Here is a 25,839-nt window from a genome sequence, read left to right as displayed (position 1 = left end):
ACGCCGCTCGGGCGGGCGCGGGGAGGTCAGTGTCCCGGCCGCGTAACAGGCGCCGTCGTGGCACGTAACACGGCAGAAGCACGCTGAATGGCATGCAGAACACCGCGACGCCCACGCACTGCCCGTACTGCGCGCTGCAGTGCGGCATGAACCTGACGCCGGCCCCCGACGGCCCCGCCGGGGCGGTCGCGCTGACGGAGCGCGCGGACTTCCCCGTGAACCGGGGAGCGCTGTGCGGCAAGGGCCGTACGGCGCCGCAGGTGCTCTCGTCCCGGGTGCGGCTGACCTCCCCGCTGGTGCGCTCCGAGGGGCGCCTGGTGCCCGCGACCTGGGACGAGGCAATGGATCGGATCTCCGGGGCGCTGGGCTCGGTGCGCGCCGAGCACGGCGCGGACGCGCTGGGCGTGTTCGGCGGCGGCGGGCTGACCAACGAGAAGGCGTACGCGCTCGGCAAGTTCGCCCGGATCGTGCTCGGCACCTCGCAGATCGACTACAACGGCCGCTTCTGCATGTCGTCGGCCGCGGCGGCCGGCATCAAGGCGTTCGGCGTGGACCGCGGGCTGCCGTTCCCGCTGGAGGACATCCCGAGGACGGGCTGCGTCGTCCTGGTCGGGTCGAACCCGGCCGAGACGATGCCGCCGGCGCTGCGCTACTTCACCGAGCTGCGTGAGAACGGCGGCACGCTGATCGTGGTGGACCCGCGCCGCACGAGGACCGCCGAGCAGGCCGACCTGCACCTGGCGCCGCGGCCCGGTACCGACCTCGCCCTCGCGCTGGGCCTGCTGCACCTGGTGGTGGCCGAGGGACGGGTCGACGAGGAGTACGTCCGGGAGCGCACCGCCGGCTGGGAGGAGGCGCGGGCCGCGGCGATGGCGCACTGGCCGGAGTACGTGGAGCGGATCACGGGCGTGTCCGTTCCGGAACTGCGGGAGGCGGTGCGCATGTTCTGCGCGCCGGATACGGCGATGGTGCTGACCGCGCGCGGCCCCGAGCAGCAGTCGAAGGGCACCGACACGGTCGGTGCGTGGATCAACCTGTGCCTGGCCACGGGGCGGGCCGGCCGGCCCCTGTCGGGCTACGGCTGCCTGACGGGGCAGGGCAACGGGCAGGGCGGGCGCGAGCACGGCCAGAAGGCCGACCAGCTTCCCGGGTACCGCAAGCTGGACGACCCCGCGGCTCGGCGGCACGTGGCGGAGGTGTGGGGCGTGGACCCGGACTCGCTGCCCGGCCCGGGCCGCAGCGCCTACGAACTCCTGGACGCGCTGGGCCGGGACGTGAAGGCGCTGCTGCTGATGGGATCGAACCCGGTGGTGTCGGCGCCGCGTGCCGCGCACGTGGAGGAGCGGCTCAGGTCACTGGACTTCCTGGCGGTGGCGGACGTCGTGCTGTCGGAGACGGCGGCTCTCGCCGACGTGGTGCTGCCGGTGACGCAGTGGGCCGAGGAGACGGGGACGACGACGAACCTGGAGGGCAGGGTGCTGCTGCGCCGGCAGGCGATCACGCCGCCGGAGGGCGTCCGCAGCGATCTGCAGGTCCTGCACGAGCTGGCCGCCCGGCTCGGTGCACGGGAGGGGCTGGAGAAGAAGTTCCCCACGGACCCCGAGGAGGTCTTCGAGGAGCTGCGGCGGGCGAGCGCCGGCGGGGTCGCGGACTACTCCGGGATCACCTACCGGCGGCTGGTGGAGGAGAACGGCGTGTTCTGGCCGTGCCCGGCACCGGAGCGGGCCCCGGGAGCGGACGGGGGCGCCGCGGACGCGGCGGGCGACGCCGACGACGGCGAGGACGCCGCGCTGGACGCGGCGCTGCCCGACGACGACCCGGCCCGGGAGCTGCCCGATCCGCACCCGGGCACGCCCCGCCTCTTCCTCGACCGCTTCGCGACGCCCGACGGCCGGGCCCGGTTCGTCCCCGTCGCGCACCGCCCGTCGGCCGAGGAGCCGGACGACGACTACCCGGTGCTGCTGACGACGGGACGGGTGGTCTCGCAGTACCAGTCCGGCGCCCAGACGCGCCGGGTGGCGGAGCTGAACAGGGCCGCGCCGGGCCCCTTCGTCGAGCTCCACCCGAGGCTGGCGGCCCGGCTGGGCGCGGCCGAGGGGGACCTGCTGGCCGTGGAGTCCCGCCGCGGCCGCGCGGTGGCGCCGGCCCGCATCACCACCGCCATCCGCCCCGACACGGTGTTCATGCCGTTCCACTGGCCGGGCGAGGGCCGCGCCAACATTCTCACCAACCCGGCGCTGGATCCGACGTCGCGGATGCCGGAGTTCAAGGTGTGCGCGGTGCGGGTGGAGACGGTGACGGGGTAGGTACTCCCGTGCGGTCGTGATCCGGCCAGGCGTCGAGGTAGTGGTGATCCCCGTCCGGGAGGCCGATCACCAGGCCGCCGTTGTGGACCCTCCACTCGCTCGTGGCGGCGCCATCGTGGCTGACCAGGAAGAGCCCCCGGGGCCTGTCGTCGTAGTCGTCATCCTGGTAGGAGGCCGGGATCCGGGCGATCTGTCGCAACCTCTCCTCGAACCAGCCGAGGGAAACCGCGCGGATGCCGCCCCCGTGGAAGACCCACCTGACGTCGTTGTACCGCCGAGCGGGGAAGGCCCGGCCCCCGCTGTAGGTGCGCTCCGGATCGTCGGCTTCCACGATCTTCCTGATCTGGGCCGACTGTCCGTCGTCACACTGCAGCCGGCCCCGAACCGAGACCGTGGTTCCCACGGCGGACGCTCCTCATGCGGTGGCGCGCTGCCCTGGCGCACGGTGGCCAGGCGCTTGCACGCCAGCGGCGACCTGCTCCGTCGTGCAAAAGGACTGACCGGTGGATCAGCCGGCTCGGTGGCGCGAGGTGCCCTGCCGCCCCCTGGCCGGTCCCTCGGCCCGGCCCTCGTGTCCGAGCGCCCCACGCCCCTCTCGCCGAGCCTCTCGTCCGGCCGCCGCCCCCTTGCTCCAGGCCGCTCCTCAGGCGTCGTCGGGGCCCCTCCGGCCGCTCCGGGGGCCCTCCTTCCCCGGGGCTTCCCGATGGGCGCGGCAGGTCAGGAGCGGGTGAGCCAGTCGCCGCCCTCGATCGGTCTGCCGCGGGCCCGCAGCCGGGCGGCGACGGTCGGGGCCGCGAGGTAGACCCAGGCCCGTACGGACGTCCCGTCGGCATCCCGGACGACGTGCCGCTCGACGCGTTCGTAGAGGCTGCGGAGCGGATCGCCGGGCCGGAACTCCTCCAACCGGTCGAGTTTGGTGAGCAGTTCGCCGTAGTCCTCCGGCTCGGCGGTGACGAGTTCCCCGGTGACGACGCCGCCCGGGTCCTCGACGGCGTAGGGGTAGCCGGGCCCGTCGTACAGGACCGCGCCGGGCAGGCGTCCCGGCTCCTCGCGGCGGGTGCGGCCGCTCAGGAGGGTGGCGTGGTGGGGCTCGCCGGGGCGCAGGGTGCCGTAGACGAAGAACGGGAGCTGCGGGGGCTGCGGGGGTCTCGGGAGGCTCACAGAAACGATTCTCTCCCCCCGCACACCTCCCCAAGGGCGGTATGGACATGACATGTCATGGCCATTTAAATCTGAGGGAACATCAGTGCCACCCCCACGCGTCCACCCCAGGGCGCCTCCCCCGAGGAGACCGATGAGTCGGTTACGGCAGCACGTCCCCGCTCTCCGCAAGGACCGCGCGTCTCGCACATCCGGCGCCTCCCGCACGTCCCGCCGCCTCGCCACCGCCGGCGTCGCCACCACCGCCGCCGTCCTGATGGCCGCCGCCCTCTCCCCCACCGCCGGCGCGGCCGACCGGCCGACCGGAGCGTCCGCGGTCGAGCACGCGACGGACGCCCTCAAGGACCGGGCCGCCGCGCTGGGCCTGACCTCGGCGCAGGGCACGGCCGTCCGCGACGTGATCGTCGACCGGGACGGCAGCCAGCACGTCCGCTACGACCGCACCTACCACGGACTACCCGTGCTGGGCGGCGACTTCGTGCTGCATCTGGCCCCCGACGGCGCCTACCGCAGCGCCTCCCGCGCCACCCGGAGCACCCTGTCCCTGCCGAGCGTGACGCCGAAGGTCTCCGCCCCGAAGGCCGCCGGCATCGCCACCCAGGCACTGCGCGCGGTGAACCTCGGCCAGAGCCTGAAGAAGCTGCAGGCCAAGCCCCGACTGGTCGTCGACGCCCTGCACGGCGCTCCGAAGCTGGCCTGGCGCACCGACGCCGTCGCGCAGGACACGCAGGGCAACCCGGTCGCCAGGACGGTCCTGACCGACGCCACCACCGGCGCCCAGATCGACGCCTGGGACAGCATCGAGACGGCCACGGGCGACGGTTCGTCCCTGTACAGCGGGACGGTTCCGCTGGAGACGACCGCGTCGGGCTCGACGTACCAGCTCAAGGACCCGACGCGCGGCAACACCTACACCGGCGACGCGGCCAACAAGACGGACCTGTGCATCTTCGGCATCTGCTTCGTCCGCGCCCCCTCGACGGTCTTCACGGACACCGACAACCACTGGGGCACGGGGGCCACCGCGGACCGGGCCTCCGCGGCCGTCGACGCCCAGTACGGCACCGACGAGACCTGGGACTACTACAAGAACGTCCACGGCCGCAACGGCATCGCCGGCGACGGCAAGGGCTCGTACAACCGCGTCCACTACGGCAAGAACTACAACAACGCGTTCTGGGACGACAGCTGCTTCTGCATGACCTACGGCGACGGCGACGGCTCGACCTTCGGGCCGCTGGTGGCGCTGGACGTGGCGGGTCACGAGATGACGCACGGTGTGACGTCCAAGACGGCCGCCCTGAACTACTCGGGCGAGTCCGGCGGCCTGAACGAGGCCACCTCGGACATCCTCGGCACCATGGTCGAGTGGTACGCCGACAACCCCTCCGACGCGGGTGACTACCTGATCGGCGAGGAGATCGTCCGCTCCGGCTTCGGCAAGCCGGCCCTGCGGTTCATGGACAAGCCGTCCAAGGACGGCAACTCGGCCGACTACTGGAGCAGTTCGGTCGGCAACCTCGACGTCCACTACTCCTCGGGCGTCGCCAACCACTTCGCCTACCTGCTCGCGGAGGGCAGCGGCCCGAAGACGATCAACGGCGTCAGCTACGACTCGCCGACCTACAACGGCTCGACGGTGACCGGCATCGGCCGGGACAAGGTCGGCAAGATCTGGTACCGCGCGCTGACCGTCTACATGACGTCGTCGACGAAGTACGCGGGCGCGCGCACGGCGACCCTCAACGCCGCCAAGGACCTGTACGGCGCCGGCAGCACGGAGTACGCGGCGGTGGCCGCGGCGTGGAGCGCCGTGAACGTGAACTGACGCCCGCGCCGCCTCCGACGGCCCGTCACCGTCCCGGCCCGGGCGACCCGCATCGCCCGGGCCGGGGCAGGCCCGTGCGCGCCGTCCGGGCTCGGGGCCTCCGGCCTCGCGCAGGGACGGACGAGAGCGCCGCCGGAGGCCGTGTGACCTCTCAGCCGTCGCCGACCCTCGCCGCGCCTGCGGCGGCGTCCGGCGTCCGGCGTCCGGCGTCCGGCGTCGGTACCGCTGGACGCCCCGGGGGACCGACGCGGGCCGCAGGCACGAGGGGTCGCCTCGCACCGCGGAGCAGGACCGCACGGCCGGGGCCGGCGCCCGGTCCGGGGCGTGCGGCCACGTGGTGGGGACCCGGCGCGCGATCGGGGGTGGGCAGTCCGGGCCGTGCGGCCGCGTGGTCCGGGCCGCGGACCGGGCGTGACGCCACCGGCGCAGGGGCGGCGTCACCCCGCTCCGGGGGCGGGTCACCCGTTCACCCGCGCGCCTTGGGCTCTTCGGGTGCTCTTCCATGACACGCCCGCCGGGCGCCCGTGACCTGCCGAAACAGCACGAGGCAGGCACGACGGGCCACCCGTTCACCCTATTTCTGACGTCCCCTCAGGAAGCGGTCGGGCTCGGCTGCCACTTACCTCGGTAGGGACAGGACCATCGAAACGCTCCAGGGAGCACCATGCGACGTACCGTCCGCCTGCTGACCGGTACCGCGCTCGCCGCAGCCGTCGCGGGCCGGATCGCGGCGCCCGCGTACGGCGCGGAGACCGGGGGGCTGGAGCTGCGCCCGGCCGTCGCGGTGCCGGGCGTCGAGGTCGCGGTCGACACCGCGGCGTGCGGCGAAGGCGGCTCGGCGGCGGGCGACGCCGCCGCGGTCGGCGCGGGCCGGTTCACACTGGCGCCGGGCGGCCACCACGGCGACGCGACCGGGCGGTTCCGGGTGCCGCCGAGCGCGCAGCCGGGGACCTACGAGATCGTCGCGCGCTGCGCCGACGGCGGACGTGAGGTGCGCGGCGACCTGGTGGTGGCACTCGGTACGGTTGGGCGCGGCCAGGTCCAGCCGCACGGAAGTGTGAAGACGGGGGTCGGCGGCGCGCTTGGCCCCGACCCCGTGCAGACCGCGGCCGGCGTGGCGGCTCTCGCCGTCGCCGCCGCGGGCGGTACCTGGCTCCTGCATCGCCGGGCGAGAGGCGACAGGATCTGACGGGCGCCCTCCGCTGTCCGTCCGCCGGTACCGCATGTCCCCTCCCCCTTCCGGGTCCGACGCCCCTCGCGGCCCGGAAGGGGGGCACGGGGGCCACCTGCCGAAAGGGGAAGGCATGCGCAGGGTCGGCAACACCGCGCTGGCCGCCGTCAGCGTCACGGCCCTGTGCACCGGCGCGTGGCTGCTGCACGGCGGCGCCGGGAGCCACGCCCCGCCGCAGCCGTCGGCCGCCGAGCGCCGCACGGACGGCACGCACGGCACGCACGGCACCGACGGCACACAGGACACGAACGGTGCCCGCCGCCGAGCGGCGCCCGCGCTGCCGCATTCACCGCCCGACCGCATCCGCATTCCGTCGATCCGTGTGGACGCCCCCCTGACGGGCCTCGGCCTCACCGCCGCCGGCAGCCTCGACGCGCCGCCCGCGCAGAAGAAGAACCTCGCCGGCTGGTACGCGGCCGGGACCGCCCCCGGCGAGAGGGGCACCGCGATCGTCGCCGGCCACGTCGACAACACCGACGGCCCCGCCGTCTTCTACGACCTCGGCGCGCTGAGGAAGGGCGCCGCCATCGAGGTCGACCGCCGCGACGGCAGCACGGCCGTCTTCACCGTCGACGCGGTCGAGGCGTACCCGGCGAGCGACTTCCCCGACGAGAAGGTCTACGGCGCCGCGGACCGCCCCGAACTGCGGGTCATCACCTGCGGTGGAGGCTATGCCCGGTCGACGGGCTACCAGGGGAACGTGGTCGTCTTCGCCCACCTCACCGGCAGCGTCCGCTGAGCCGGCGTCAGCGCAGCCGGGGCGGGCCCATGCGGAGGGTGTCGCTGCACACCTGGGTGGGCAGCCGGTGTCCCCCGGCATCGGTGAAGTGCACCGGGGAACCGTCGTCGTCCCCGGTGGCGTGCGGCGGGACCACCCGGCTGGACGCGTTGTACCCGCCCGCGATCCAGCAGCTGCCCGGCGCCCCGCCGTCGGGCCGGTAGAAGAGCGGGACGTCGACCGTGCGGCCCGGCTCCACCACCAGCCGGGCCGGCTCGCCCTTCTCCCTCGGCTCCGATCGGACGCCCTGGGCCTTGCCCACCCGGACGTCGAGCTGCGGGTAGCCGTCGAAGGCGCAGGGCCGCGCGCCCGTGTTCGTGCCGCTGAGCAGGGCCGCCGGAGCGCCCGGCGCCCTCTCGGACAGCCGGGTCAGCCGCCAGTGCAGGTGCGGTGATCGGCAGTCGGCGACGCTCGGGTGACGGCCGCAGGCGGCCGTCACCGGGAGCGTCACCAGGCCGATCAGCAGGCCGATCACCGGTACCACCGTCCGCCGTGCCATGCCCGTCCCCCCGGTGCGACTGCACTGCCGGCCAGGGAGATGCACCGCCGCGTGCCGAGGTTCCCCGCGCGCGGCCTGCCGGCCCCGCGCCCGGCGGACCGCACTGGACGCGCTGTCGGCAGGCCGGGGCACGGCACCAGCCCTCGACTCGCAACCGGGTGCCGCCGGCGGCGCGCGCGGCAGCATGGGCCGGCGTCGTGGAGCGCCGGGCAGCCGGGGGCGCGGACCGGTCCGCCGCACGCCGTCCCCCGGAACGGGCACCGCCGGACCTCCCGGCCGGGCCCGTTGTAGACGATGGTGCCGCCACGCATCCCGCAGGTCCGGCCGGCCCCGACCCCGGCCGGTGCGCATCCGCCCCGCTCCACCTCACAGGCGGTCCGAGCGGCCCGCACCGAACCCTCACAGCCGTCCACCGGCCCTGTTGAGGGCAGCGTTCCGCACGGGAAACAGCTGCGAACCCATCGGGAAACACCGGCATCGCACGCTCCTGGACATGACCTCGAATACGCGTGTGGTGGTGATCGGCGCCGGGCTCGCGGGCGCGCGGCTCGCCCGGCGGCTCGATGAGCTCGGCGTGCCCGCGCTGCTCGTCGGCGAGGAGGAGCACCACCCGTACAACCGGGTCCTGCTCGCCGAGGTGCTGGCCGGCCGCTACAGCCCGGAAGTGATCGCCCTGCCCGCGCCGACCGGGCGGACCGGGCCGATCCGGGCCCAGGTGACCGGCATCGACCGCGCGGCGCGGACCGTGCACTGCGCCGACGGCTCACGGATCGACTACGGCACTCTGGTCCTGGCCACCGGCTCCAACCCGGTGCTGCCGCCGCTGCGCGGCCTGTTCACACCGGACCACGTGCTGCCGGAGGGCGTGCACGCCTTCCGCACGATGGACGACTGCCTGGGCCTGTCCAAGGCCGTACGGCCGGGCCTGCGGGCCGTCGTCATCGGGGGCGGCCTGCTCGGGGTGTCCGCCGCCCGCGCGCTCGCCCGGCGCGGGACTCAGGTCGTGCTCGCGCAGCAGTCGGAGCGGCTCATGGAGCGCCAGCTCGACCCGAGCGCCTCCCGGCTCGTCGAGCGGCACCTGACCGCGCTGGGGGTGGAGGTCCACACCGAGTGCCGGGTGCGCGACGTGCGCTGCGTGGGCGGGGCGGTCCGCTCGGTGGAGATGGCCGACGGGTACGCCCTCGACGCCGACCTGGTCGTCCTGGCCTGCGGGGTGCACCCGAGGACGGGCCTCGCCGGGGACGCCGGGCTCGCCGTGCACAAGGGCATCCTCGTCGACGACGAACTGCGCACCTCCGACCCGCACATCCGGGCGATCGGCGACTGCGCCCAGCACGGCGGCACCGTGTACGGCCTGGCGGCTCCCGCGCTGGAACAGGCCGACACCCTCGCCGAGCTGCTCAGCGGGAACACCGCCGCCCGCTACACCGGCACCCGGTCCCTGACCCGGCTCACGCTGACCGGTCAGGACTCGCTCGACCTCGCCGCGTTCGGCGAGACGGTCCCGCGGCCGGGTGACGACGTCGTGCAACTCGCCGACGCCACCCGCGGCACCTACCGCAAGGTCGTCGTCCGCGACGACCGCCTGGTCGGCGGGGTCCTCGTCGGCGAACTCGGCACCGTCGGCGCACTCGCCCGCGCCTGGGAGGGGGCAGAGCCGCTCCCCGCCGACGGCGGCCCCCTGCTCCACCTGCTCACCAACGATGGAGGCTCCTGATGTCGACCGATTCCGTGGGCACCGGCCCTCGGCCCACGATCGTGCTCGTCGGCCACGGCATGGTCGGCCAGCGCTTCCTCGAGGCGCTCGCCGAGCGCGGCCTGACCGCCACGCACCGCGTCGTCGTGCTGTGCGAGGAGCCGCGCCCCGCCTACGACCGCGTACAGCTCACCTCGTACTTCTCGGGCAGGACGCCCGAGGACCTGTCCATGACGGACCCGCGGTTCCTCGCGGACCACGGCATCGAGCTGCACGTCGGCGACCCCGCGGACACGGTCGACCGTGACGCGCGCACGGTCACCGCCCGCTCCGGACGGGTCTTCGCCTACGACACCCTCGTCCTGGCCACCGGCTCCTACCCGTTCGTCCCACCGGTACCCGGCAAGGACGCCGACGGCTGCTTCGTCTACCGCACGATCGAGGACCTGCTCGCGATCGAGGAGTACGCGAAGAACGCCCGCGTGGGAGCCGTGGTCGGCGGCGGCCTGCTCGGCCTGGAGGCCGCGGGCGCGCTGCAGGGCCTCGGCGTCGAGACGCACATCGTGGAGTTCGCGCCGCGGCTGATGCCGGTGCAGGTCGACGACGGCGGCGGCGCCGCACTGCTGCGCACCATCGAGGACATGGGCCTGACCGTGCACACCGGCACCGGGACCCAGGAGATCGTCACCGGCGACGACGGCCGGGTGACCGGCATGAAGCTGTCCGACGGCTCCACGGTCACCACCGACCTGGTGGTCTTCTCCGCGGGTGTCCGCCCCCGCGACCAGCTGGCCCGCGACTGCGGCCTGCGGGTGGGCGAACGCGGCGGCGTCGCCGTCGACGCGCAGTGCCGCACGGTCACCGACCCGCACGTGTTCGCGATCGGCGAGTGCGCGCTGGCCACCGACGGCCGGGTCTACGGCCTGGTCGCGCCGGGCTACGAGCAGGCCCAGACGGCCGCCGCGACCATCGCCGCCGACGAGGCGTCCTTCACCGGCGCCGACCTGTCGACGAAGCTGAAGCTGCTCGGCGTGGACGTGGCGTCCTTCGGCGACGCGCACGGCACCGCCGAGGACTGCCTCGACGTCGTCTACTCCGACTCCCGCGCGGGCCTGTACAAGAAGCTGGTCATCGGCCGCGACGGCACCCTGCTGGGCGGCATCCTGGTCGGCGACGCGGAGGCGTACGGCACCCTCCGCGCACTGACCGGCTCGGTCCCGCCCGTCTCCCCCGAGTCGCTGGTCCTGCCCGCGGGCGCCGGCGCCCCGGCACAGCTCGGCCCGTCCGCGCTGCCCGACGACGCGATCATCTGCTCCTGCCACAACGTCAGCAAGGGCACGATCCGCGGCGCCGTCACCGACCACAGCTGCACCACCGTGCCCGAGGTGAAGAAGTGCACCAAGGCCGGTACCGGGTGCGGGAGTTGCGTCAAGGTGCTCGGCCAGCTGGTCACCGCCGAGCTGGAGGCGAACGGCGTCGAGGTCGACAAGGGCCTGTGCGGCTGCTTCGCGCAGACCCGCGAGGAGCTCTACGAGATCGTCCTGGCACTGCGCATCAGCACCTACCAGGAGCTGCTGGACCGGTACGGCCGTGAGGGCGCCCGCGGCGGCGACGGCTGCGAGATCTGCAAGCCGGCGGTGGCGTCCGTCATCGCCTCCCTCGCCCCGACGATCGGCGCGAGCGGCTACGTCCTGGAGGGCGAGCAGGCGACCCTCCAGGACAGCAACGACCACTTCCTCGCCAACCTGCAGCGGAACGGCTCGTACTCCGTCGTGCCGCGCATCCCCGGCGGTGAGATCACCCCCGAGAAGCTGATCGTCATCGGGGAGATCGCCCGCGACTTCGGCCTCTACACGAAGATCACCGGCGGCCAGCGCATCGACATGTTCGGCGCGCGGGTCGAACAGCTCCCCCTCATCTGGGCCCGCCTGGTGGACGCCGGCTTCGAGTCGGGCCACGCCTACGGCAAGGCGCTGCGCACGGTGAAGTCCTGCGTGGGGCAGACCTGGTGCCGCTACGGCGTCCAGGACTCGGTGCGCATGGCCATCGACCTGGAGCTGCGCTACCGCGGCCTGCGCTCGCCCCACAAGCTGAAGTCGGCGGTCTCCGGCTGCCAGCGCGAGTGCGCCGAGGCCCAGTCGAAGGACTTCGGCGTGATCGCCACCGCCAACGGCTGGAACCTGTACGTCGGCGGCAACGGCGGCGCCACCCCGCGCCACGCCGACCTCCTCGCGCAGGACCTGTCCGACGCCGAGCTGGTCCGCCTGATCGACCGGTTCCTGATGTTCTACATCCGCACCGCCGACCGACTCGAGCGCACCTCGACCTGGCTGGAGCGGATCCCCGGCGGCCTGGACCACGTGCGCGAGGTGGTCGTCGAGGACTCCCTCGGCATCTGCGGGGAACTGGAGGAGCTGATGGCCGCGCACGTCGCCCACTACCGCGACGAGTGGGCGGAGACCATCAACGACCCCGAGAAGCTCGCCCGCTTCGTGTCCTTCGTCAACGCGCCCGACACCCCCGACCCGGTCGTCGGATTCGTCCCCGAGCGCGACCAGATCAAGCCCGACCTGCCGCTGCTGGCGATCGGCCTGCGGCCTGCCGAAGAAGTCCTGGAAGGGAGCGCCCAGCGATGACCCTGGCACCCGAGACGACCGACCTGAAGGTCCAACTGCGCCTGGACACTGGGGCGGACGACTGGTTCACGGTCTGCGACCTGCCCCGGCTGCTGCCCGGCCGGGGCGTGGCCGCCCTGCTGCCGGACGGCCGCCAGATCGCCCTGTTCCGCGACCGCGGAGGCCGGCTGTACGCCATCGACAACCGTGACCCCTTCAGTGGCGCGGCGGTCCTGTCCCGGGGCCTGACGGGCACCCACGAGGGCAGCGCGTTCGTCGCCAGCCCGCTGCTGAAGCAGCGCTTCGACCTGGCCTCCGGCAGGTGCCTGGACGACGAGGACGTGCACGTGGCGACGTACGAGGTGCGGACCGCCTGAGAGGGGCGGCGGCGCCCCGGACGCGGAATCGTCCGTCCGTGCGGACGGGCGGTCCCGTCCGGGGCGAACGATCCGCAGCACGACGGGCGGCGGGCCCGGCCGAACGGGGCGACGGCCGGGCCCGCCGCCGTACGCCTGCGCACACGCACCGCCAGGACGCCGGATCTCCGACGTCCTCGGAGGTCATGGCCCACTTTGCGCCTCTAGGCGAACCGACTTTCCGCAAGCCGACAAGGTTCTCAAGGCTCTCGGCCCCGCGGGCGATCGACCATCCCCTCCGCACGGCGGCAGCCTCCTGTGACGTGCGGCCGCGGCAGCCGGCCTGCCGCTCCTCAGCCCAGTGGGCTGTCGTCCAGCGACCGCAGCAGCTCGGCCGCGTCGCGGTACAGGGCCGAGGCCCCCGCGGCCTCCAATGCCGCCCCGGGGAGTCCGCCGCTCAGTAACCCGACGCATGTGACTCCGGCCCGCGTGCCCGCCGCCATGTCCCAGGCGGTGTCGCCCACGAACACCGATTCCTCGGCGCGGGCCTGTGCGAGTTCTAGGGCCTGCAGCACGGGCTCCGGGGCAGGCTTGCCAGACGAGACGTCGTCGGCGCTGGTCGTGGTCAGGACGGCCTCGTCGGCGTCGATGGCGCGGCGCAGCGCCCCGAGCTCGGCGCCGCTTGCCGAGGTCACCAGAACGATCTTCCAGCCCCGCCCCGCGAGCGTGCGTAGCAGGTCGCCCGCGGACTCGAAGGCCGCAAGGCGTTCGAAATAGGTCCCGTACAGCGTCCGGTGGGCGTCACTGAGGGCGTCGTCCTCGTCCCGGTTCCGGTCCTCGCCGAGGAGGTAGGCGATGAGGTCCTTGGAGCCGAGGCCCACGGCCCGGTGGACCGCGTGCATGGTCACCCGGTGACCGCTCTGGCGAAAGGCCTCCCACCAGGTGACCGTGTGCAGATGATTGGTGTCGACGAGGGTGCCGTCGACGTCGAAGAGTGCCGCCCGTGCCATCTCTCCACCTTTCCTTGAGTCCTCCGCGCGGTCGGGCCACGTCGTGTCGTCGTGCCGCGCGGTCCGGCCTGCCGCCGACGTCGGTCGCGGCCGTCCGGGGCGGATGAGGCCAACCATGACGCAGCTCGGCGCCGGAGGCTCCACCCGGGTGGAGCCAGTACCGCAGCTCATGCACAGGCTGACGGCCTGCCTTGCCCGGCCCGTGTCTACACCTGCTCGGGCCCCGTCGAAGCCGGGCCCGGCAGTGATTCGGAGGCTGGCTGCGAGGGTTCGGCTCGGCCGGCCCAGAAGGCGGCTTGTGCGATCTGGTCCTGTGTCAGCCCGGTCTCCATCGCGAGTGCGTAGAGGCTGAGGCTCTGGGAGTGAGCGGCCAGCACGCGGGCCATCTTCCCGGCCCACAGCTCCTCGTTCGCGAAGGGGCGGGCACCCACCTTCTTGATCAATTCGTTCAGGTGCTCCGCGGAGCAGGCCGTCAAGGGCCGGTCGCCGTCCAGGTGACGGTCATGGGGGTGAAGGTAGGACGAATCCCTGACATGGGTGCAGAACACGTGCTCGTCGGTGATGGGAGCCTCGCAGAGGTCGCAGCGCGCAGCCGTACCGATCCCGCTGTTGTTGGTCTCCGGTGTCACGGTTCTCCTCGAAAGCCGCTGCAGCATGGCCGTGTCAGCTGTAAAAGGGGGCGATAGCAGTCGGCGACGTTCTCGCAGTATGGCTGTCGCCGCGGTGGAGGTCCGGGTCGTATGGGGGCGCATCCTTGATCTCGTCCCGAGTCCGGCTGACGAGGAGCTTCGCCTCGTCGCGTTCGGCCCGCACGAGAGTGGCGGCCCGGAGCAGCACGTGCCTGCCGAGGGTCCACGGTCCGTCCGGTGTCGACGACGACGTAGGTGGAGCCGAGCTCTTCGAATCGCTTCGTCGATGGTGCCGATGGGGCCGTCGGTGGCCACGACGGTGTGACCGGTCATCCGCACACCGGGCCGGTGGTGGGACTTCGGGTGATAGCTCCACATGTCATGCGTCCTCGATCCCCAGCACGGAAGCCGGCACGTACGCGCCCGCTTGGGCAGGGGCGGGCAGCGATGGTGAGCGACTGCCCTGTTCCCGGTGTCTGCCGGGCCGACGAGGGCGGTCAGCGGCCGAGGGCGTCGCGGAGCTGTCGCTTGTTCATGCTAGAGCGGCCCTCGATGTTCTTCTTCTTGGCCTCTTCGTAGAGCTGGTCCTTCGTGGGCCCCTGGGAGCCGGAGTGGGAGCGTTCCCCACCCCGCTGGTAGGCGGACTTCGGATCACGGGTAGAGGTCTTGCTGGAGGACTTCGCCTCGCCCGACCGTGCCCGTTCCTTGTTGACCGTGCGCGCGGCGATCTCCTTCGCACGGCTCTCGGACGCACCACGCTCTTCGGCACTTTCCTTGATGTGCTCGTACTGACGCTCCCGCTTCTTGCTCGATCCTGCCGGCATGACGCCTCATTCCTTCCTGTCCGGGTGGCTGCGCTACCGGGTACCCGGTAGCGCCTTCCCCGACGCCACCGTCAGCCCCTTTCCCACTCCACACCGGTCGGCCACGGTCCGCTACCCGGGACCCTCGCCGCACTTCCATCCCGCCCGGGCTCGCCGCCGCAAGATGTGTCGGCGGGCTGTCGTGGCACGCGCCGTGCGACGGTGACCTGCTAGGTCATTCGGCCGAGGAGCAGAAGCGAGAGGACCACCGTCATGACGCAGGTCGGCAGCGCAACAGCGACCCGAGCGCAGCCGGGGAACTGATCACCAGCCGCCCGGCAGCATCGGTCGGCCAGTGGCACTTGCACCCGGCCGTACGCGATCAGCGGAGGTGGGTTGGAATGGATGACGGAGCCGCGCTGTCACCCCACGAACGCAAGATCCTCGCGGACATCGAGCAGAGGCTTCAAGCCGACGTCGAGCTCCAGCGCACGCTGCGCTCCCGGCCCCGGCTACGTGTCATCGCACGGCGTTCCCTCGCGGCGGGAGTCCTCTGCACCCTGGCCGCACTACGCTTTCCGGTACGGCGTACGGCGTACGGCGTACGGCGGCGCTGCGGTATTCGGCGAGGGGCGGTGTCTGCGGCGGAAGGAGCGGGTGAGAGTGCCCGCCGTAGCGCCGTCTGCCGGCGCCCGGACGGCGCTGCGTCATGACCAGGAAGGTGTTGGCGCTCACGTAATTGGCCCAACGGTCGCTCGTCGTACCCCAGGGGAGCGCGAACGAAATTCGTTCATCGTTGCCGTCGCGGATCCGGTGAGCGCGTGGCAAAGGCGGCAGCTGGGGGAGGTCGGACGGTCTCCCGGTTCGCTCCGGGGCTCGCGTCGGAGCGAGGGGCCGGCACGGCCCTGCGACGCAGTGGGACGACGAGCGCAGGCTGGAGCAATACCGGAGCGTCCACAAGAAGGGGCAGGGTGCCGGACCGCCGCCGTTCCTGGGGCTGCCGCCGGGATCCGAGCGCCGCTCCCTCGCCGGTAGCCCTGAGCCTCGCACTCTGGTGGGGCCCGGTCGGGGGATGAGCGCCGGGGTCCTATTACTTCTCCAGTACCGCTGCTGATCGGGCAGGTTCAGCCTCGGTGTTTGCGGAGGGCGCGGCCGATCAGCAGGGTCACGGCGGCGGTGCCGGCCATGGCCACGGCACGGGGCAGGTTCTGGGAGAGCTGGAGCTGAGGGGCGTGTGTGTGGGCTCGGTCGTCGAAGGCGCCGTGGGCGCCGTGGTCGGTGCCTTCGGTGCCGTCGAGTGGTTGCCAGAGGTTGTGGGGCCGGTGAGGGTTGTCGGGCTCGGCGGTCTGCTGGGAGTCGTATCCGGTGCGGGCGAGGTAGCGGTCGAGGAGTGCAGGGGCGATCTTGTTGCCCCAGATGGTGGCGACGGTGCTGGCACCGGCGTAGTACTGCTTGCGGCGGGCGTGATCGGCGGCGTGGAGAACCGCCCGGGCGGCGACTTCGGGTTGGTAGATGGGCGGGACTGGCTGCGGGCGCTTGGGCAGGCGGGACAGGACCCAGGAGAACTGGGGTGTGTTGACGGCCGGCATTTGCACGATCGTGATGCGCACGTCACTGCCTTGGTGGAGGAGTTCGGTGCGTACGGAGGAGGTGAAGCCGTTGACGGCGTGTTTGGCGCCGCAGTAGGCGGACTGCAGGGGAATGGATCGGGATCCCAGGGCGGAGCCGACCTGCACGATGGTTCCCTGATTGCGTGGCAGCATCCGTTTGAGGGCGGACCGGGTGCCGTTGACGAAGCCGAGGTAGGACACCTGGGTGACGCGTTCGTATTCTTCTGCCGTGATCTCGGTGAAGGGCGCGAAGACAGAGGTGAAGGCGACGTTGACCCAGACGTCGATCGCACCGAAGGCTTGGACGGCGGTGTCGGCCGCTGCCTCGACCTGCTGGGGGTCTGCGGTGTCGGTGGGGACGGCCCGGGCTGTTCCGCCGGCTTCTTCGACGTCGCGGGCGGCCGCGTCGAGCCCGGTCTGTCCGCGGGCCAGGAGGACGACGTTGGCTCCTCGGGCGCCGTAGGCTCGGGCGGTGGCGCGGCCGATGCCGGCGCTGGCACCGGTGATGACGACGGTCTGCATCTGGTTCATCAGGCCTGCTTTCGGTTGGTCTGGCCGATGGGGGCGGCGAGGCGGGTGGCGGTCTCGAGCATCAGGGCGTGGACGAAGGCCTGGGGAAGGTTGCCGCGCAGTTGGCGCTGGCCGATGTCGTACTCCTCGGTGAACAGGCCCGGAGGACCGCAAGCGGCCCGGTTACGTTCGAACCAGCGCAGGGCCTCGTCGTGATGGCCCTGCTGGTGTTCGGCGAGAGCGACGGCGTAGCCGCACAAGAGGAAGGCTCCTTCAGCTTCCCCCAGGGGGCGCTGGTCGTGGCGGAAGCGGTAGGCGAAGTGATTGTGGGTGAGGTCGGAGAGGTAGGCCCGCAGGGTGCGCACGGTGCGCGGGTCCTTCGCGGGCAGGGCGCCGCGCAGGGGCGGCATAAGGAGAGCGGCGTCCAGGCCCGGATCGTCGGGGGATCGCTGCCAGCGGCCGGTGGGGTGGAGGCTGGTGGCTGCTGTCTGGGCGAGAAGCCGGTCGGCGAGCGCCGCCCATGCATCGGCATGGCGTGGGGAGGGTGCGGCCTGGGCGGCGGCACGCAGGCCGGCCGCGCAGATGAGCCGGCTGTGGGTCCAGGGGCGGTCTTCCAGTTCCCAGATGCCGGCGTCCGGTTCGTGATGGCGTCGGGCGATGGCGTCGGCCGCGATCGCTGCGGCCTGCCGGCCGGTAGTGTCGAGGCGCCCGTGCTGGTGTGCCGCGGCGAAGAGCAGCAGGGCTTCGCCGAACGCGTCGAGTTGGAACTGCCGGTTGACCCAGTTCCCGACCCTGTCGTAGCCGCCCGGGTAGCCCGGCAGGTTCAGTGTGTGCTGGTCGGGCACCCGGCCGCCGGCGGTGGTGTAGGCAGGTGCGAGATGTTCACCGTCCTGGTGGAGGCGGACCGAGACAAAACGCACCGCGTCATCCAGCAAGGGGTGACCGCCGGCTGCGGCGGCGGCCTGTCCGGCGTAGCACTGGTCTCTGATCCACACGTACCGGTAGTCGTAGTTGCGCCCCTCCTCGGCCCGTTCCGGCAGACTTGTGGTGGCCGCTCCCACCATGCCTCCCGTACCGCTGGTGAGACCGCGCAGCACGCCGTATGCGTGGCGGGCGTCGTCCGGGGCCAGGCTCGTTTCCAGGCGGGGGATCTGGCGTGTCCACGCGGTTTCGGTCGCCTTCCAGGCCCGGACAGGGTCGAGTTTCGCGGTTAACGGACGATCCGACAGTTCCAGAATCAGGTCGTGGTGCTCTCCCGGCTGCAGCACGACATCCCAGGCCAGGCCCGTCGGCCCGTGTCCGTCCAGGAGCGGCTCGGCGGACGGCGCCCCGCTCCATCGCAGGCGCAGGTTCCCGGCGTGGCCCGTCCACACGCCTTCTGCGTCACGTTTCAGGCCGTCCAGCCGCCGGGGGCCGAACCCGGCGGCGGGCTCCAGGAGCGCCTTGACCAGTGGCGTCCCCTCGACCGCTTCGACCCGGCGCAGCAAGACCGCGTGATGGGCGTCGCCGGGGAAGACGAGGGCCTCGCGGCACTCGACGATGCCGCTCTCGGTGACCCATCGGCTGCGCCAGATCAGCGTCCCGTTCTCGTACTGGCCACCCCACACGAAACGGCCGCCGGGCTGGAGCGTGTAGTGGCCATGTCCCCCGATGAGGGTGGCGAAAACGGCGTCGGAGTCCCAGCGCGGTACACACATCCAGGCGATGTCGCCGTGGGGGCCGATGAGAGCTCCGCGCTCGCCGTCCGCGATGAGCGCGTAGTCGCGCAGGCTCTGCGGGCCCGGCGCCGTGGCCAAGGGACGGGACGGGTGGGTCACATGCTGCCTTCCTGTGCCTGGAGGTCGGTCAGAGGGTGCGGCACTGCTGGACGGCTTCGGTGCGCAGGGTCAGCCCCAGCCCCGGGGCCGATGAAGCGCCGGGGCGCACTGTGCCGCCCGCCGGGTCGAGCGTGCCGTCGAAGAGGAGCTCTTCGATGCGCACGTGGTCGTGAAACCATTCCAGGTGGCGGAGGTTGGGGACGGCGGCTGCCACATGGGCGTGCAGGTGAGGGGCGCAGTGGCCGGAGATCTGTGTCCCGTGGGCTTCGGCAAGTGCCGCTGCCTTCAGCCAGACGGTAATGCCTCCGCAGCGTGTGAGGTCGGCCTGCAGGCAGTCCACCGCCCCTGCGTCGAGCATCTGCGCGAAGTAGGGCAGTGTGTAGCCGTACTCGCCGGCGGTCACGTCGGCGGTGACCGCCGCCCGGATGTGGGACAGGCCGGTCAGGTCGTCGGAGGAGACAGGTTCCTCGAACCACGTCACCCCGTGTTCTTCCAGGTACGGGCCGAGGCGGATGGCCTGCTTGCGGGTGTAGGCGCCGTTGGCGTCGACGTACAGTTCGGCTGTTTCCCCGATGCTGTGCCGGGCTGCCGCGATGCGCTCACGGTCACGGTGTTCGTTGCGGCCCCAGGACTCGCCGATCTTGATCTTGACTCTGCCGATGCCCTGCTGTTCTGTCCATTTCCGCAGTTGGCGGTCCTGCTGTTCGGCGTCGTAGGTGGTGAACCCGCCGCTTCCGTACACGGGAACCTTGCTGCGGACGGCTCCGAGCAGGCGAGTCAGGGGCACGTGCAGCAGACGGGCTTTGAGGTCCCACAGGGCGGTGTCGACGGCTGAGATGGCCTGGGCGATCAGGCCGGGCCGGCCGGCGTTGCGTACGGCCCGGTTCATCGCGTCGTTCGCCGCGGGAACGTCCCAGACGTTGCGGCCGGTCACCACGCTGGCGAGTTGATCCTCGATGACCTGGACAGTTGCTGGGGCGCCGTAGGTGTAGCCGAGCCCTGTCGTGGTGCCCGCGTGCACCTGGACGACGATCACGGTGGTGGAGCCCCACGTCAGGGTGCCGTCGCCTTCGAGTGCGTCGGTGGGAACGGTGTAGGCGGCGGCCTCCAGCCGGTCCACGGCCGGTTCACTTCCCCCCTCGCCAGGTGCACCGGGTGGCATCAGTTCGTTCCGCTGTCCTGCGCACCGGGGCGGTCGTCGCGGTGACGGTGTCCTGGCAGCAGTTCCTGGACCTTCGCCTTGAAGCCCTGGCGCACCATGCCGGCGCTGTCGCTGTCGCCCTTGAGGATGGCGAAGGCGGCGGCTTCGATCTGGTCGAGGGTCGCGTGCGGGGGGATCGGCGGGACGGCCGGGTCGGTGCGGAACTCGACGACGAAGGGCCGGTCGGAGCCGAGCGCCCGGTGCCAGGCGGCCTCCACGTCCGAGGGCTTCTCCACTCGCGTCCCGTCGAGGCCGATGGAGCGGGCGAAGTCCGCGTAGGGCACGTCCGGAACAGCCTGCGAGGGAAGGAACTGGGGGGCGCCGGACATGGCCCGCATCTCCCAGGTGACCTGGTTGAGGTCCTGGTTGTTGAGAACGCCGACGATCAGGCGCGGATCCTCCCACTCGGGCCAGTACTTGGCGGCGGTGATGAGCTCGGCCATGCCGTTCATCTGCATGGCGCCGTCCCCGACGAGGGCGATGGCGGGCCGGTCGGGGTGGGCGAACTTCGCCCCGATCATGTAGGGCACACCCGGGCCCATGGTGGCCAGCGTCCCCGACAGGGAACCGCGCATCTGATCGCGCATCCGCAGATGCCGGGCGTACCAGTTGGCGGAGGAGCCGGAGTCGGCCGCGAGCATCACGTCGTGCGGCAGCAGGGCGTCCAGGGCGTGCACCACGTACTCGGGATTGATCGGATCCGCGTCGACCGCTGCCCGCCGCTGCATCACCTCCCACCAGCGAGCGGTGTCCTTCTCGATCTTCTTGCGCCAGGACCCGTGCTTCTTGCGCTTCAGCAGCGGCAGCAATCTCTTCAGGGTGGCGGAGGCGTCACCGACGAGGTTGACCTCGAACGGATAGCGCAGGCCGACCATGAACGGGTCGATGTCGATCTGGACCGCACGGGCCTGGTCCAGGTCGGGCAGGAACTGCGTGTAGGGAAAACTGGAACCGATGACGAGCAGTGTGTCGCAGTCCCGCATGAGCTCGTAGGAGGGCCGGGTCCCCAGCAGCCCGATCGAGCCCGTCACGTACGGCAGGTCATCGGGCAGCGCGTCCTTGCCGAGCAGCGCCTTCGCCACCCCCGCGCCGAGTGCCTCCGCCGCCGCCTCGACCTCGGCGCGTGCGCCCCGGGCGCCCTGTCCGATCAGGATCGCGACTTTCTCCCCCGCGTTGAGGACCTCGGCTGCCCTCTCGACGTCGGCCGCGGCCGGCAGGGGTGCGTAGGAGGCCATTCCGAGGCTGGAGGGGACCATTTTGAAGGCGTGGGTGGGTGGTGTGTACTCGAGCTCCTGCACATCGGCCGGGATGATGACCGCGGTCACCGTGTGCTTGGCGCACGCGGTACGCATGGCACGGTCGATGACGTTCGGCAGCTGCTCGGGGACGGTCACCATCTCGCAGAACTCGGAGGCGACGTCCTTGTAGAGGCTGAGCAGGTCGACCTCCTGCTGGTAGGAACCTCCCATGGCGCTGCGGTTGGTCTGGCCGACGATCGCCACCACGGGCACATGGTCGAGTTTCGCGTCGTACAGCCCGTTCAGCAGGTGGATCGCCCCAGGGCCGGAGGTGGCTGCGCAGACGCCGACCTTTCCGGAGAACTTCGCGTAGCCGACGGCCTCGAAGGCGGCCATCTCCTCGTGCCGGGCCTGGACGAACCGCGGGCTGTTGTCGGCACGGCCCCAGGCAGCCAGGAGGCCGTTGATGCCGTCTCCGGCGTAGGCGAAGACATGCTCGACCTCCCACTCGCGCAGCCGCTGCAGGACATAGTCGGAAACCTTGGTCGACATGACGCTCCTCATCGTGATGGCGAGTCGTGCTGGACGTGACGAGCCGGTCAGCCGCGGTGGCGGCGGGACCAGCCGTAGACAGCCGCGGCGGCGGCGGTGGTGAGAACCGCGCAGGTGACCCCGGTGACACACAGGGCGAGCCGCTGCGAAGGCTCGGGGCGCGAGACGGCCTTCTCCGGATGGTCGGCGGGCGCGGGCCCGTCCAGGCCGAGGGCGAGTGCTTCAGCCAGGTGCATGGCCCGGCGTCCGGTGCCGGCCTGCTCGACCTGGGTGCGGCAGCTGAAGCCGTCGGCGATGACGAGGGAACTGGGCGGGGCTTTGCGTACAGCGGGCAGGACACCGTGTTCGGCGACGGCCATGGACAGGTCGTGGTGGCCCCGTTCGAAGCCGAAGTTGCCGGCGAGTCCGCAGCAGCCCGCGTCCAGGACGTCGGCGTCGATTCCGGCGCGGCGCATGAGTTCGCGGTCGGCGTCGTACGTCATGACCGCGTGCTGGTGGCAGTGGGTCTGCACGATGGCGGCCCGCGCGAGCGCGGGAGGCTGCCAGCCCTGCGGCGCCTTGTCGAGCAGGAATTCCGAGAAATTGTGGAACTGCCGCTCGAGGCGTTTGACGTCCTCGTTGTCCGGCATCAGTTCGGGTGCGTCCGCGCGGAAGACCGCGGTGCAGGACGGTTCCAGACCGACGACGGGCGTGCCCGCTTCCAGCCACGGCCGCAAGACCTCCACACTGCGCTCGAGAACACGTCTGGCCGTGGCGAGCTGGCCGGTGGAGATCCATGTCAGGCCGCAGCACACCGCCGTGGTGGGCACGGCGATCTGGAAGCCCGCGTGCTCCAGCACCCGGACCGCGGCCTTGGCAACAGCCGGATGGAAGGTGTTGCTGAAGGTGTCGGGCCAGAGCACCACGGTCCTGGGATCAGCAGGATCGGGTTCCGGCAGGTCGCGGGCCTTCCACCACTGCACGAAGGACTGCTCGGCGAAGGCGGGCGCTTCACGCTGTCCGGCCACCCCGGCGAGGCGCTTGCCGATGCTGGCGATGCCCGGTGCCCGCAGGGCCGCGTTGAGCAGGCGGGGAGCGAGACGGGAGAGTCTGGCCCACAGCGGCAGCCATCCCATGGAGTAGTGCGCCGCGGGGCGCAGGCGACCCGCGTAGTGGTGGGAGAGGAACTCGGCTTTGTAGGTGGCCATGTCGACGCCGACCGGGCAGTCGGACTTGCAGCCCTTGCACGCCAGGCACAGGTCAAGGGCATCGCGGACCTCGGTGGACCGCCAGCCGTCGGTGATCGGGGAGTCCGCGTGCCCCGCGAGCATCTCGAACAGCAGCCGGGCCCGGCCGCGTGTGGAGTGCTCCTCCTCTTTAGTGGCCCGGTAGGAGGGACACATGACGCCGCCTTCGTGGCTGCGGCAGTTCCCGATCCCCACACACCGCATGACGGCCCGCGTGAAGGAGTGTTCGTCCTGCGGGTAGGCGAAGTGGGTGTCGTACGCGCGTGGGCGCCACAACGGTCCGAGCCGCAGGTCGTCGTCCGCGGCGTGCGCTGCGACGACCTTGCCCGGGTTCATCCTGTTGTCCGGGTCGAACAGCGTCTTGACCTGTCCGAACGCGGCCACGACCTCGGCGCCGAACATGCGTGTCAGCAGTTCGCCGCGGGCCTGCCCGTCACCGTGCTCACCTGACAGCGAGCCCCCGTAGGAACGGACGAGATCGGCTGCCTTGCGCAGGAATCGACGGAAGGCAGCCACACCATCGGCCGTCTTCAGCTCGAAGGGGATCCGGGTGTGGACGCACCCCTGGCCGAAGTGCCCGTACAGCGCGGCGTGACCGTAGCCGAACTCGGCGAACAGCGTCTTCAGGTCCCGCAGGTAGTCACCGAGCCGCTCAGGGGGCACGGCGGAGTCCTCCCAGCCCGCCCAGGTGTCCCGGCCGTCCGGCGGACGGGCCGTGACCCCGAGCCCTGCCTCCCTCGCCCGGAGCATCTCGCGCTCACGGCGGGGATCGTCGGAGCAGAACACCGCGGGATCGTCCTCGGACCGGCCCACGGCCCGCAGAAGATCGCGCGCCTGGCGGTCGGCGTCCTCGCGGCTGTCACCGCTGAACTGCACCAGCAGCCAGCTCTCCCCTGCCGGGAACCGGTCCAGCGAGTCGAGGTGGGACTTCTCCGCACGCATGAGCTGCGCCATGCGGCTGTCCATCGCCTCCAGGAGTTCGGGCGCGCTGTGCTCGAGCAGGCGCGGCACGTCATCGGCCGCCGCACAGATGTCGTCGTATCCGAGTACCACGATGGACTCGAAAGCGGGCACGGGCACCAGGTCCAGCTCGGCGCGCAGCACCGTCACCAGCGTGCCCTCGCTGCCGACCAGTGCCCGTGCGAGGTCGAAGCCGTTCTCCGGCAGCAGGGAATCCAGGTTGAATCCCGACACCCGGCGGGGAATGTCCGGGAACCGGGTGCGGATGTCCGCCAGATACCGGTCGGTGATCTGCCGCAACCCCTGATACACCTCGGCACGGCGCCCACCGGCCGCGAGGATCGCTTCGAAGTCTTCCCGCGAGGTCGGTCCCACCCAGCAGCGCATGCCGTCGTAGGTGACGATCTCCAGACGGCGCACGTTGTCGACAGTCTTGCCGTACGCCTGCGCGGAGGCACCGCAGGAATTGTTGCCGATCATTCCGCCGAGCGTGCAATGGCTGTGCGTGGATGGTTTTGGCCCGAACATCAGTCCGTCATCGGACAGGCGGCGATTGAGCTCGTCCAGCACGATGCCCGGCTCCACCACACACGTCCGTTGCCCGGCATCCACCGACAAGAGCCGGTTGCAATACTTGGTCCAGTCAATGACCACGGCGGCGTTCGTGCACTGCCCGGCCAGACTGGTACCCCCGCCCCGCGAGAGCACCGGGGCACCGAACTGCGCACACACCGCAACCGCCTCGGCGCCGGCCTCGACATCGCGGGGCACCACGACCCCGATCGGCACCTGCCGGTAATTCGACCCGTCAGTGGCATAGGCCCCCCGGCTGCCCGCGTCGAAGCGCACCTCTCCGCGTACCCGCCGGCTCAGAGCCTCGCACAGTGCCGCGGCATCCAAGAACAGGGCGCTCCCGTCCGGCTCGGAAGATCCATCCGACTGCAGCTCCGCGCTCATGTGCCTTCTTCCACTTCGTTGCGTGTTCTCGGGCTTGCAGCTCAGGCCGACCATCACCGCTGGGGGCGCCACACACGACATTCACCACCGGACCCGTCGATCACGTCACGAAAGGGTCAATATGACCCCCTACCGAGCGACCGTGCACTTTTCGTACCACGCATGCTGCTCGGAAGGTGGCTTCCGTAGCTCTGACAACTTCACATTCGGCTAACCGCTTGACAGGCAGAGAAACCCGCGAGGCGGGCAAAGAGGCCATCAAGGTGCGTTCTGATGGAGCACCGGCCCTCGCGCGGCACAGGGAATCTGTGGATACCGCTGTCATGGGGGCGGCGGCGGGCTTATGAACAGGCGGCTCCAGTCATCAGAGCCCCCAGGATCGGCCAGCAGCAACAGTTCGTCGTCCGGCCTGAGACGCGTAGAGCCGTCGGCGGCCAGGAGACGGCCGTCGCGGACGACGAAACTGATCCACACGTGCTCACCGAGGTCGAGGTCGGCAATGGCCGTTCCCTCAGCGCTCGATCCCGCCTGTACCGTCACCTGCTGTGCGCTTTCGGGGCGATGGCGCAGACGGATGCCCAGTGCCCACGGTTCCACTGCGCTCGAGCGCATCGAGATCCGGCACCATCGGGCCACCGTCGGTACCAGGGAGCCCTGGACGGTGACGGAGAAAGCCACCACGACGAAGACGACGTCGTAGATCCGCTGTGAATGAGACAGCCGCGCGCTGACTCCGTTGCTCAATTCTCTGCGAGGGACGCTGTGTTGGCGGCATGATCGCTTCCGCGGCTGGTAGCCCGTCGAGTGGCCGCGGGGGTGGAATCGATGTCTCTGCAGTCCAAGGGCCTGCCCGCGG

Annotated in this window: 20 protein-coding genes; 8 read left to right on the top strand and 12 right to left on the bottom strand. The window is 71.6% G+C overall.

Features of this window, described 5'->3' with window-relative positions; genetic code table 11:
* The first annotated feature begins 92 nt into the window (after positions 1–92).
* Positions 93–2,306 (top strand): molybdopterin oxidoreductase family protein, encoded by a 2,214-nt coding sequence (locus JS756_RS32775; protein ID WP_205386909.1) that lies wholly within the window; start codon positions 93–95, stop codon positions 2,304–2,306.
* Here the strand turns inward: JS756_RS32775 and JS756_RS32770 are convergent.
* The gene (locus JS756_RS32770; protein WP_205386908.1) at positions 2,266–2,709 is read right to left on the bottom strand and encodes a hypothetical protein; all 444 of its coding nucleotides are present in this window, start codon (positions 2,707–2,709) and stop codon (positions 2,266–2,268) included. The genes JS756_RS32775 and JS756_RS32770 overlap by 41 nt on opposite strands.
* A gap of 314 nt (positions 2,710–3,023) precedes the next feature.
* Positions 3,024–3,467, bottom strand: coding sequence for a gamma-glutamylcyclotransferase family protein (locus JS756_RS32765; RefSeq protein WP_307791320.1), 444 nt, complete (start codon positions 3,465–3,467; stop codon positions 3,024–3,026).
* Positions 3,468–3,600: 133 nt separating this feature from the next.
* Here JS756_RS32765 and JS756_RS32760 point away from each other — a divergent pair, with 133 nt between their 5' ends.
* From JS756_RS32760 to JS756_RS32750, 3 genes are all read left to right on the top strand, one after another.
* Positions 3,601–5,295, top strand: a complete 1,695-nt coding sequence (locus JS756_RS32760) for a M4 family metallopeptidase (protein ID WP_205386906.1) — start codon at positions 3,601–3,603, stop codon at positions 5,293–5,295.
* A gap of 664 nt (positions 5,296–5,959) precedes the next feature.
* Positions 5,960–6,484 carry a GVDTG sorting domain-containing protein gene (locus JS756_RS32755; protein WP_205386905.1) on the top strand — a complete coding sequence of 175 codons (525 nt, stop codon included), beginning with the start codon at positions 5,960–5,962 and terminating at the stop codon, positions 6,482–6,484.
* 115 nt (positions 6,485–6,599) lie between these two features.
* Positions 6,600–7,265: a class F sortase gene (locus tag JS756_RS32750; RefSeq protein ID WP_205386904.1), complete on the top strand. Its 666-nt coding sequence runs from the start codon at positions 6,600–6,602 to the stop codon at positions 7,263–7,265.
* Positions 7,266–7,272: 7 nt separating this feature from the next.
* Here the strand turns inward: JS756_RS32750 and JS756_RS32745 are convergent, their stop codons facing one another.
* Positions 7,273–7,803: a DUF4232 domain-containing protein gene (locus tag JS756_RS32745; RefSeq protein ID WP_205386903.1), complete on the bottom strand. Its 531-nt coding sequence runs from the start codon at positions 7,801–7,803 to the stop codon at positions 7,273–7,275.
* Between the two features lie 493 nt (positions 7,804–8,296).
* Here JS756_RS32745 and JS756_RS32740 point away from each other — a divergent pair, with 493 nt between their 5' ends.
* The 3 genes from JS756_RS32740 to nirD are packed head-to-tail and all read left to right on the top strand — an operon-like array spanning position 8,297 to position 12,491.
* Positions 8,297–9,520 (top strand): NAD(P)/FAD-dependent oxidoreductase, encoded by a 1,224-nt coding sequence (locus tag JS756_RS32740; RefSeq protein WP_205386902.1) that lies wholly within the window; start codon positions 8,297–8,299, stop codon positions 9,518–9,520.
* Positions 9,520–12,135, top strand: coding sequence for a nitrite reductase large subunit NirB (gene nirB / locus JS756_RS32735; protein WP_205386901.1), 2,616 nt, complete (start codon positions 9,520–9,522; stop codon positions 12,133–12,135). The genes JS756_RS32740 and nirB overlap by 1 nt, the downstream gene beginning before the upstream one ends.
* Positions 12,132–12,491, top strand: a complete 360-nt coding sequence (nirD, locus tag JS756_RS32730) for a nitrite reductase small subunit NirD (RefSeq protein WP_205386900.1) — start codon at positions 12,132–12,134, stop codon at positions 12,489–12,491. The genes nirB and nirD overlap by 4 nt, the downstream gene beginning before the upstream one ends.
* A 332-nt stretch (positions 12,492–12,823) precedes the next feature.
* Here the strand turns inward: nirD and JS756_RS32725 are convergent, their stop codons facing one another.
* The 3 genes from JS756_RS32725 to JS756_RS32715 form a co-directional block, all read right to left on the bottom strand.
* Entirely contained in the window at positions 12,824–13,480 is a 657-nt protein-coding gene (locus JS756_RS32725; RefSeq protein WP_205386899.1) for an HAD family hydrolase, read from the bottom strand.
* 206 nt (positions 13,481–13,686) lie between these two features.
* A complete protein-coding gene (locus tag JS756_RS32720) occupies positions 13,687–14,109 on the bottom strand; it encodes a hypothetical protein (RefSeq protein WP_205386898.1) in 423 nt (140 codons plus the stop codon).
* Between the two features lie 497 nt (positions 14,110–14,606).
* Positions 14,607–14,933 carry a plasmid stabilization protein gene (locus tag JS756_RS32715; RefSeq protein WP_205386897.1) on the bottom strand — a complete coding sequence of 109 codons (327 nt, stop codon included), beginning with the start codon at positions 14,931–14,933 and terminating at the stop codon, positions 14,607–14,609.
* Positions 14,934–15,313: 380 nt separating this feature from the next.
* Here JS756_RS32715 and JS756_RS38155 point away from each other — a divergent pair, with 380 nt between their 5' ends.
* Positions 15,314–15,625 (top strand): DUF3040 domain-containing protein, encoded by a 312-nt coding sequence (locus JS756_RS38155; RefSeq protein ID WP_205386896.1) that lies wholly within the window; start codon positions 15,314–15,316, stop codon positions 15,623–15,625.
* A gap of 411 nt (positions 15,626–16,036) precedes the next feature.
* Here the strand turns inward: JS756_RS38155 and JS756_RS32705 are convergent, their stop codons facing one another.
* The 6 genes from JS756_RS32705 to JS756_RS32680 all read right to left on the bottom strand — a co-directional run bounded on the left by JS756_RS32705 (position 16,037) and on the right by JS756_RS32680 (position 25,727).
* Positions 16,037–17,053 carry an SDR family oxidoreductase gene (locus JS756_RS32705; RefSeq protein ID WP_205386895.1) on the bottom strand — a complete coding sequence of 339 codons (1,017 nt, stop codon included), beginning with the start codon at positions 17,051–17,053 and terminating at the stop codon, positions 16,037–16,039.
* Positions 17,053–18,849: a glycoside hydrolase family 15 protein gene (locus JS756_RS32700; protein WP_307791318.1), complete on the bottom strand. Its 1,797-nt coding sequence runs from the start codon at positions 18,847–18,849 to the stop codon at positions 17,053–17,055. Before JS756_RS32700 ends, JS756_RS32705 begins: the two co-directional genes overlap by 1 nt.
* A 28-nt stretch (positions 18,850–18,877) precedes the next feature.
* Positions 18,878–20,011: an enolase C-terminal domain-like protein gene (locus JS756_RS32695; protein ID WP_205386894.1), complete on the bottom strand. Its 1,134-nt coding sequence runs from the start codon at positions 20,009–20,011 to the stop codon at positions 18,878–18,880.
* Positions 20,011–21,840: a thiamine pyrophosphate-requiring protein gene (locus JS756_RS32690; protein ID WP_205386893.1), complete on the bottom strand. Its 1,830-nt coding sequence runs from the start codon at positions 21,838–21,840 to the stop codon at positions 20,011–20,013. Before JS756_RS32690 ends, JS756_RS32695 begins: the two co-directional genes overlap by 1 nt.
* Positions 21,841–21,887: 47 nt before the next feature.
* The gene (locus JS756_RS32685) at positions 21,888–24,983 is read right to left on the bottom strand and encodes an FAD-binding and (Fe-S)-binding domain-containing protein (protein WP_205386892.1); all 3,096 of its coding nucleotides are present in this window, start codon (positions 24,981–24,983) and stop codon (positions 21,888–21,890) included.
* 321 nt (positions 24,984–25,304) lie between these two features.
* Positions 25,305–25,727, bottom strand: coding sequence for a TrkA C-terminal domain-containing protein (locus JS756_RS32680; protein WP_205386891.1), 423 nt, complete (start codon positions 25,725–25,727; stop codon positions 25,305–25,307).
* Positions 25,728–25,839: the final 112 nt, after the last annotated feature.

This window comes from Streptomyces actuosus (assembly GCF_016921115.1).
Taxonomy (GTDB): Bacteria; Actinomycetota; Actinomycetes; order Streptomycetales; family Streptomycetaceae; genus Streptomyces; species Streptomyces actuosus_A.
The sequence above is the reverse complement of the archived record's forward strand: the minus strand, read 5'-3'. Positions and strand labels throughout refer to the sequence as shown.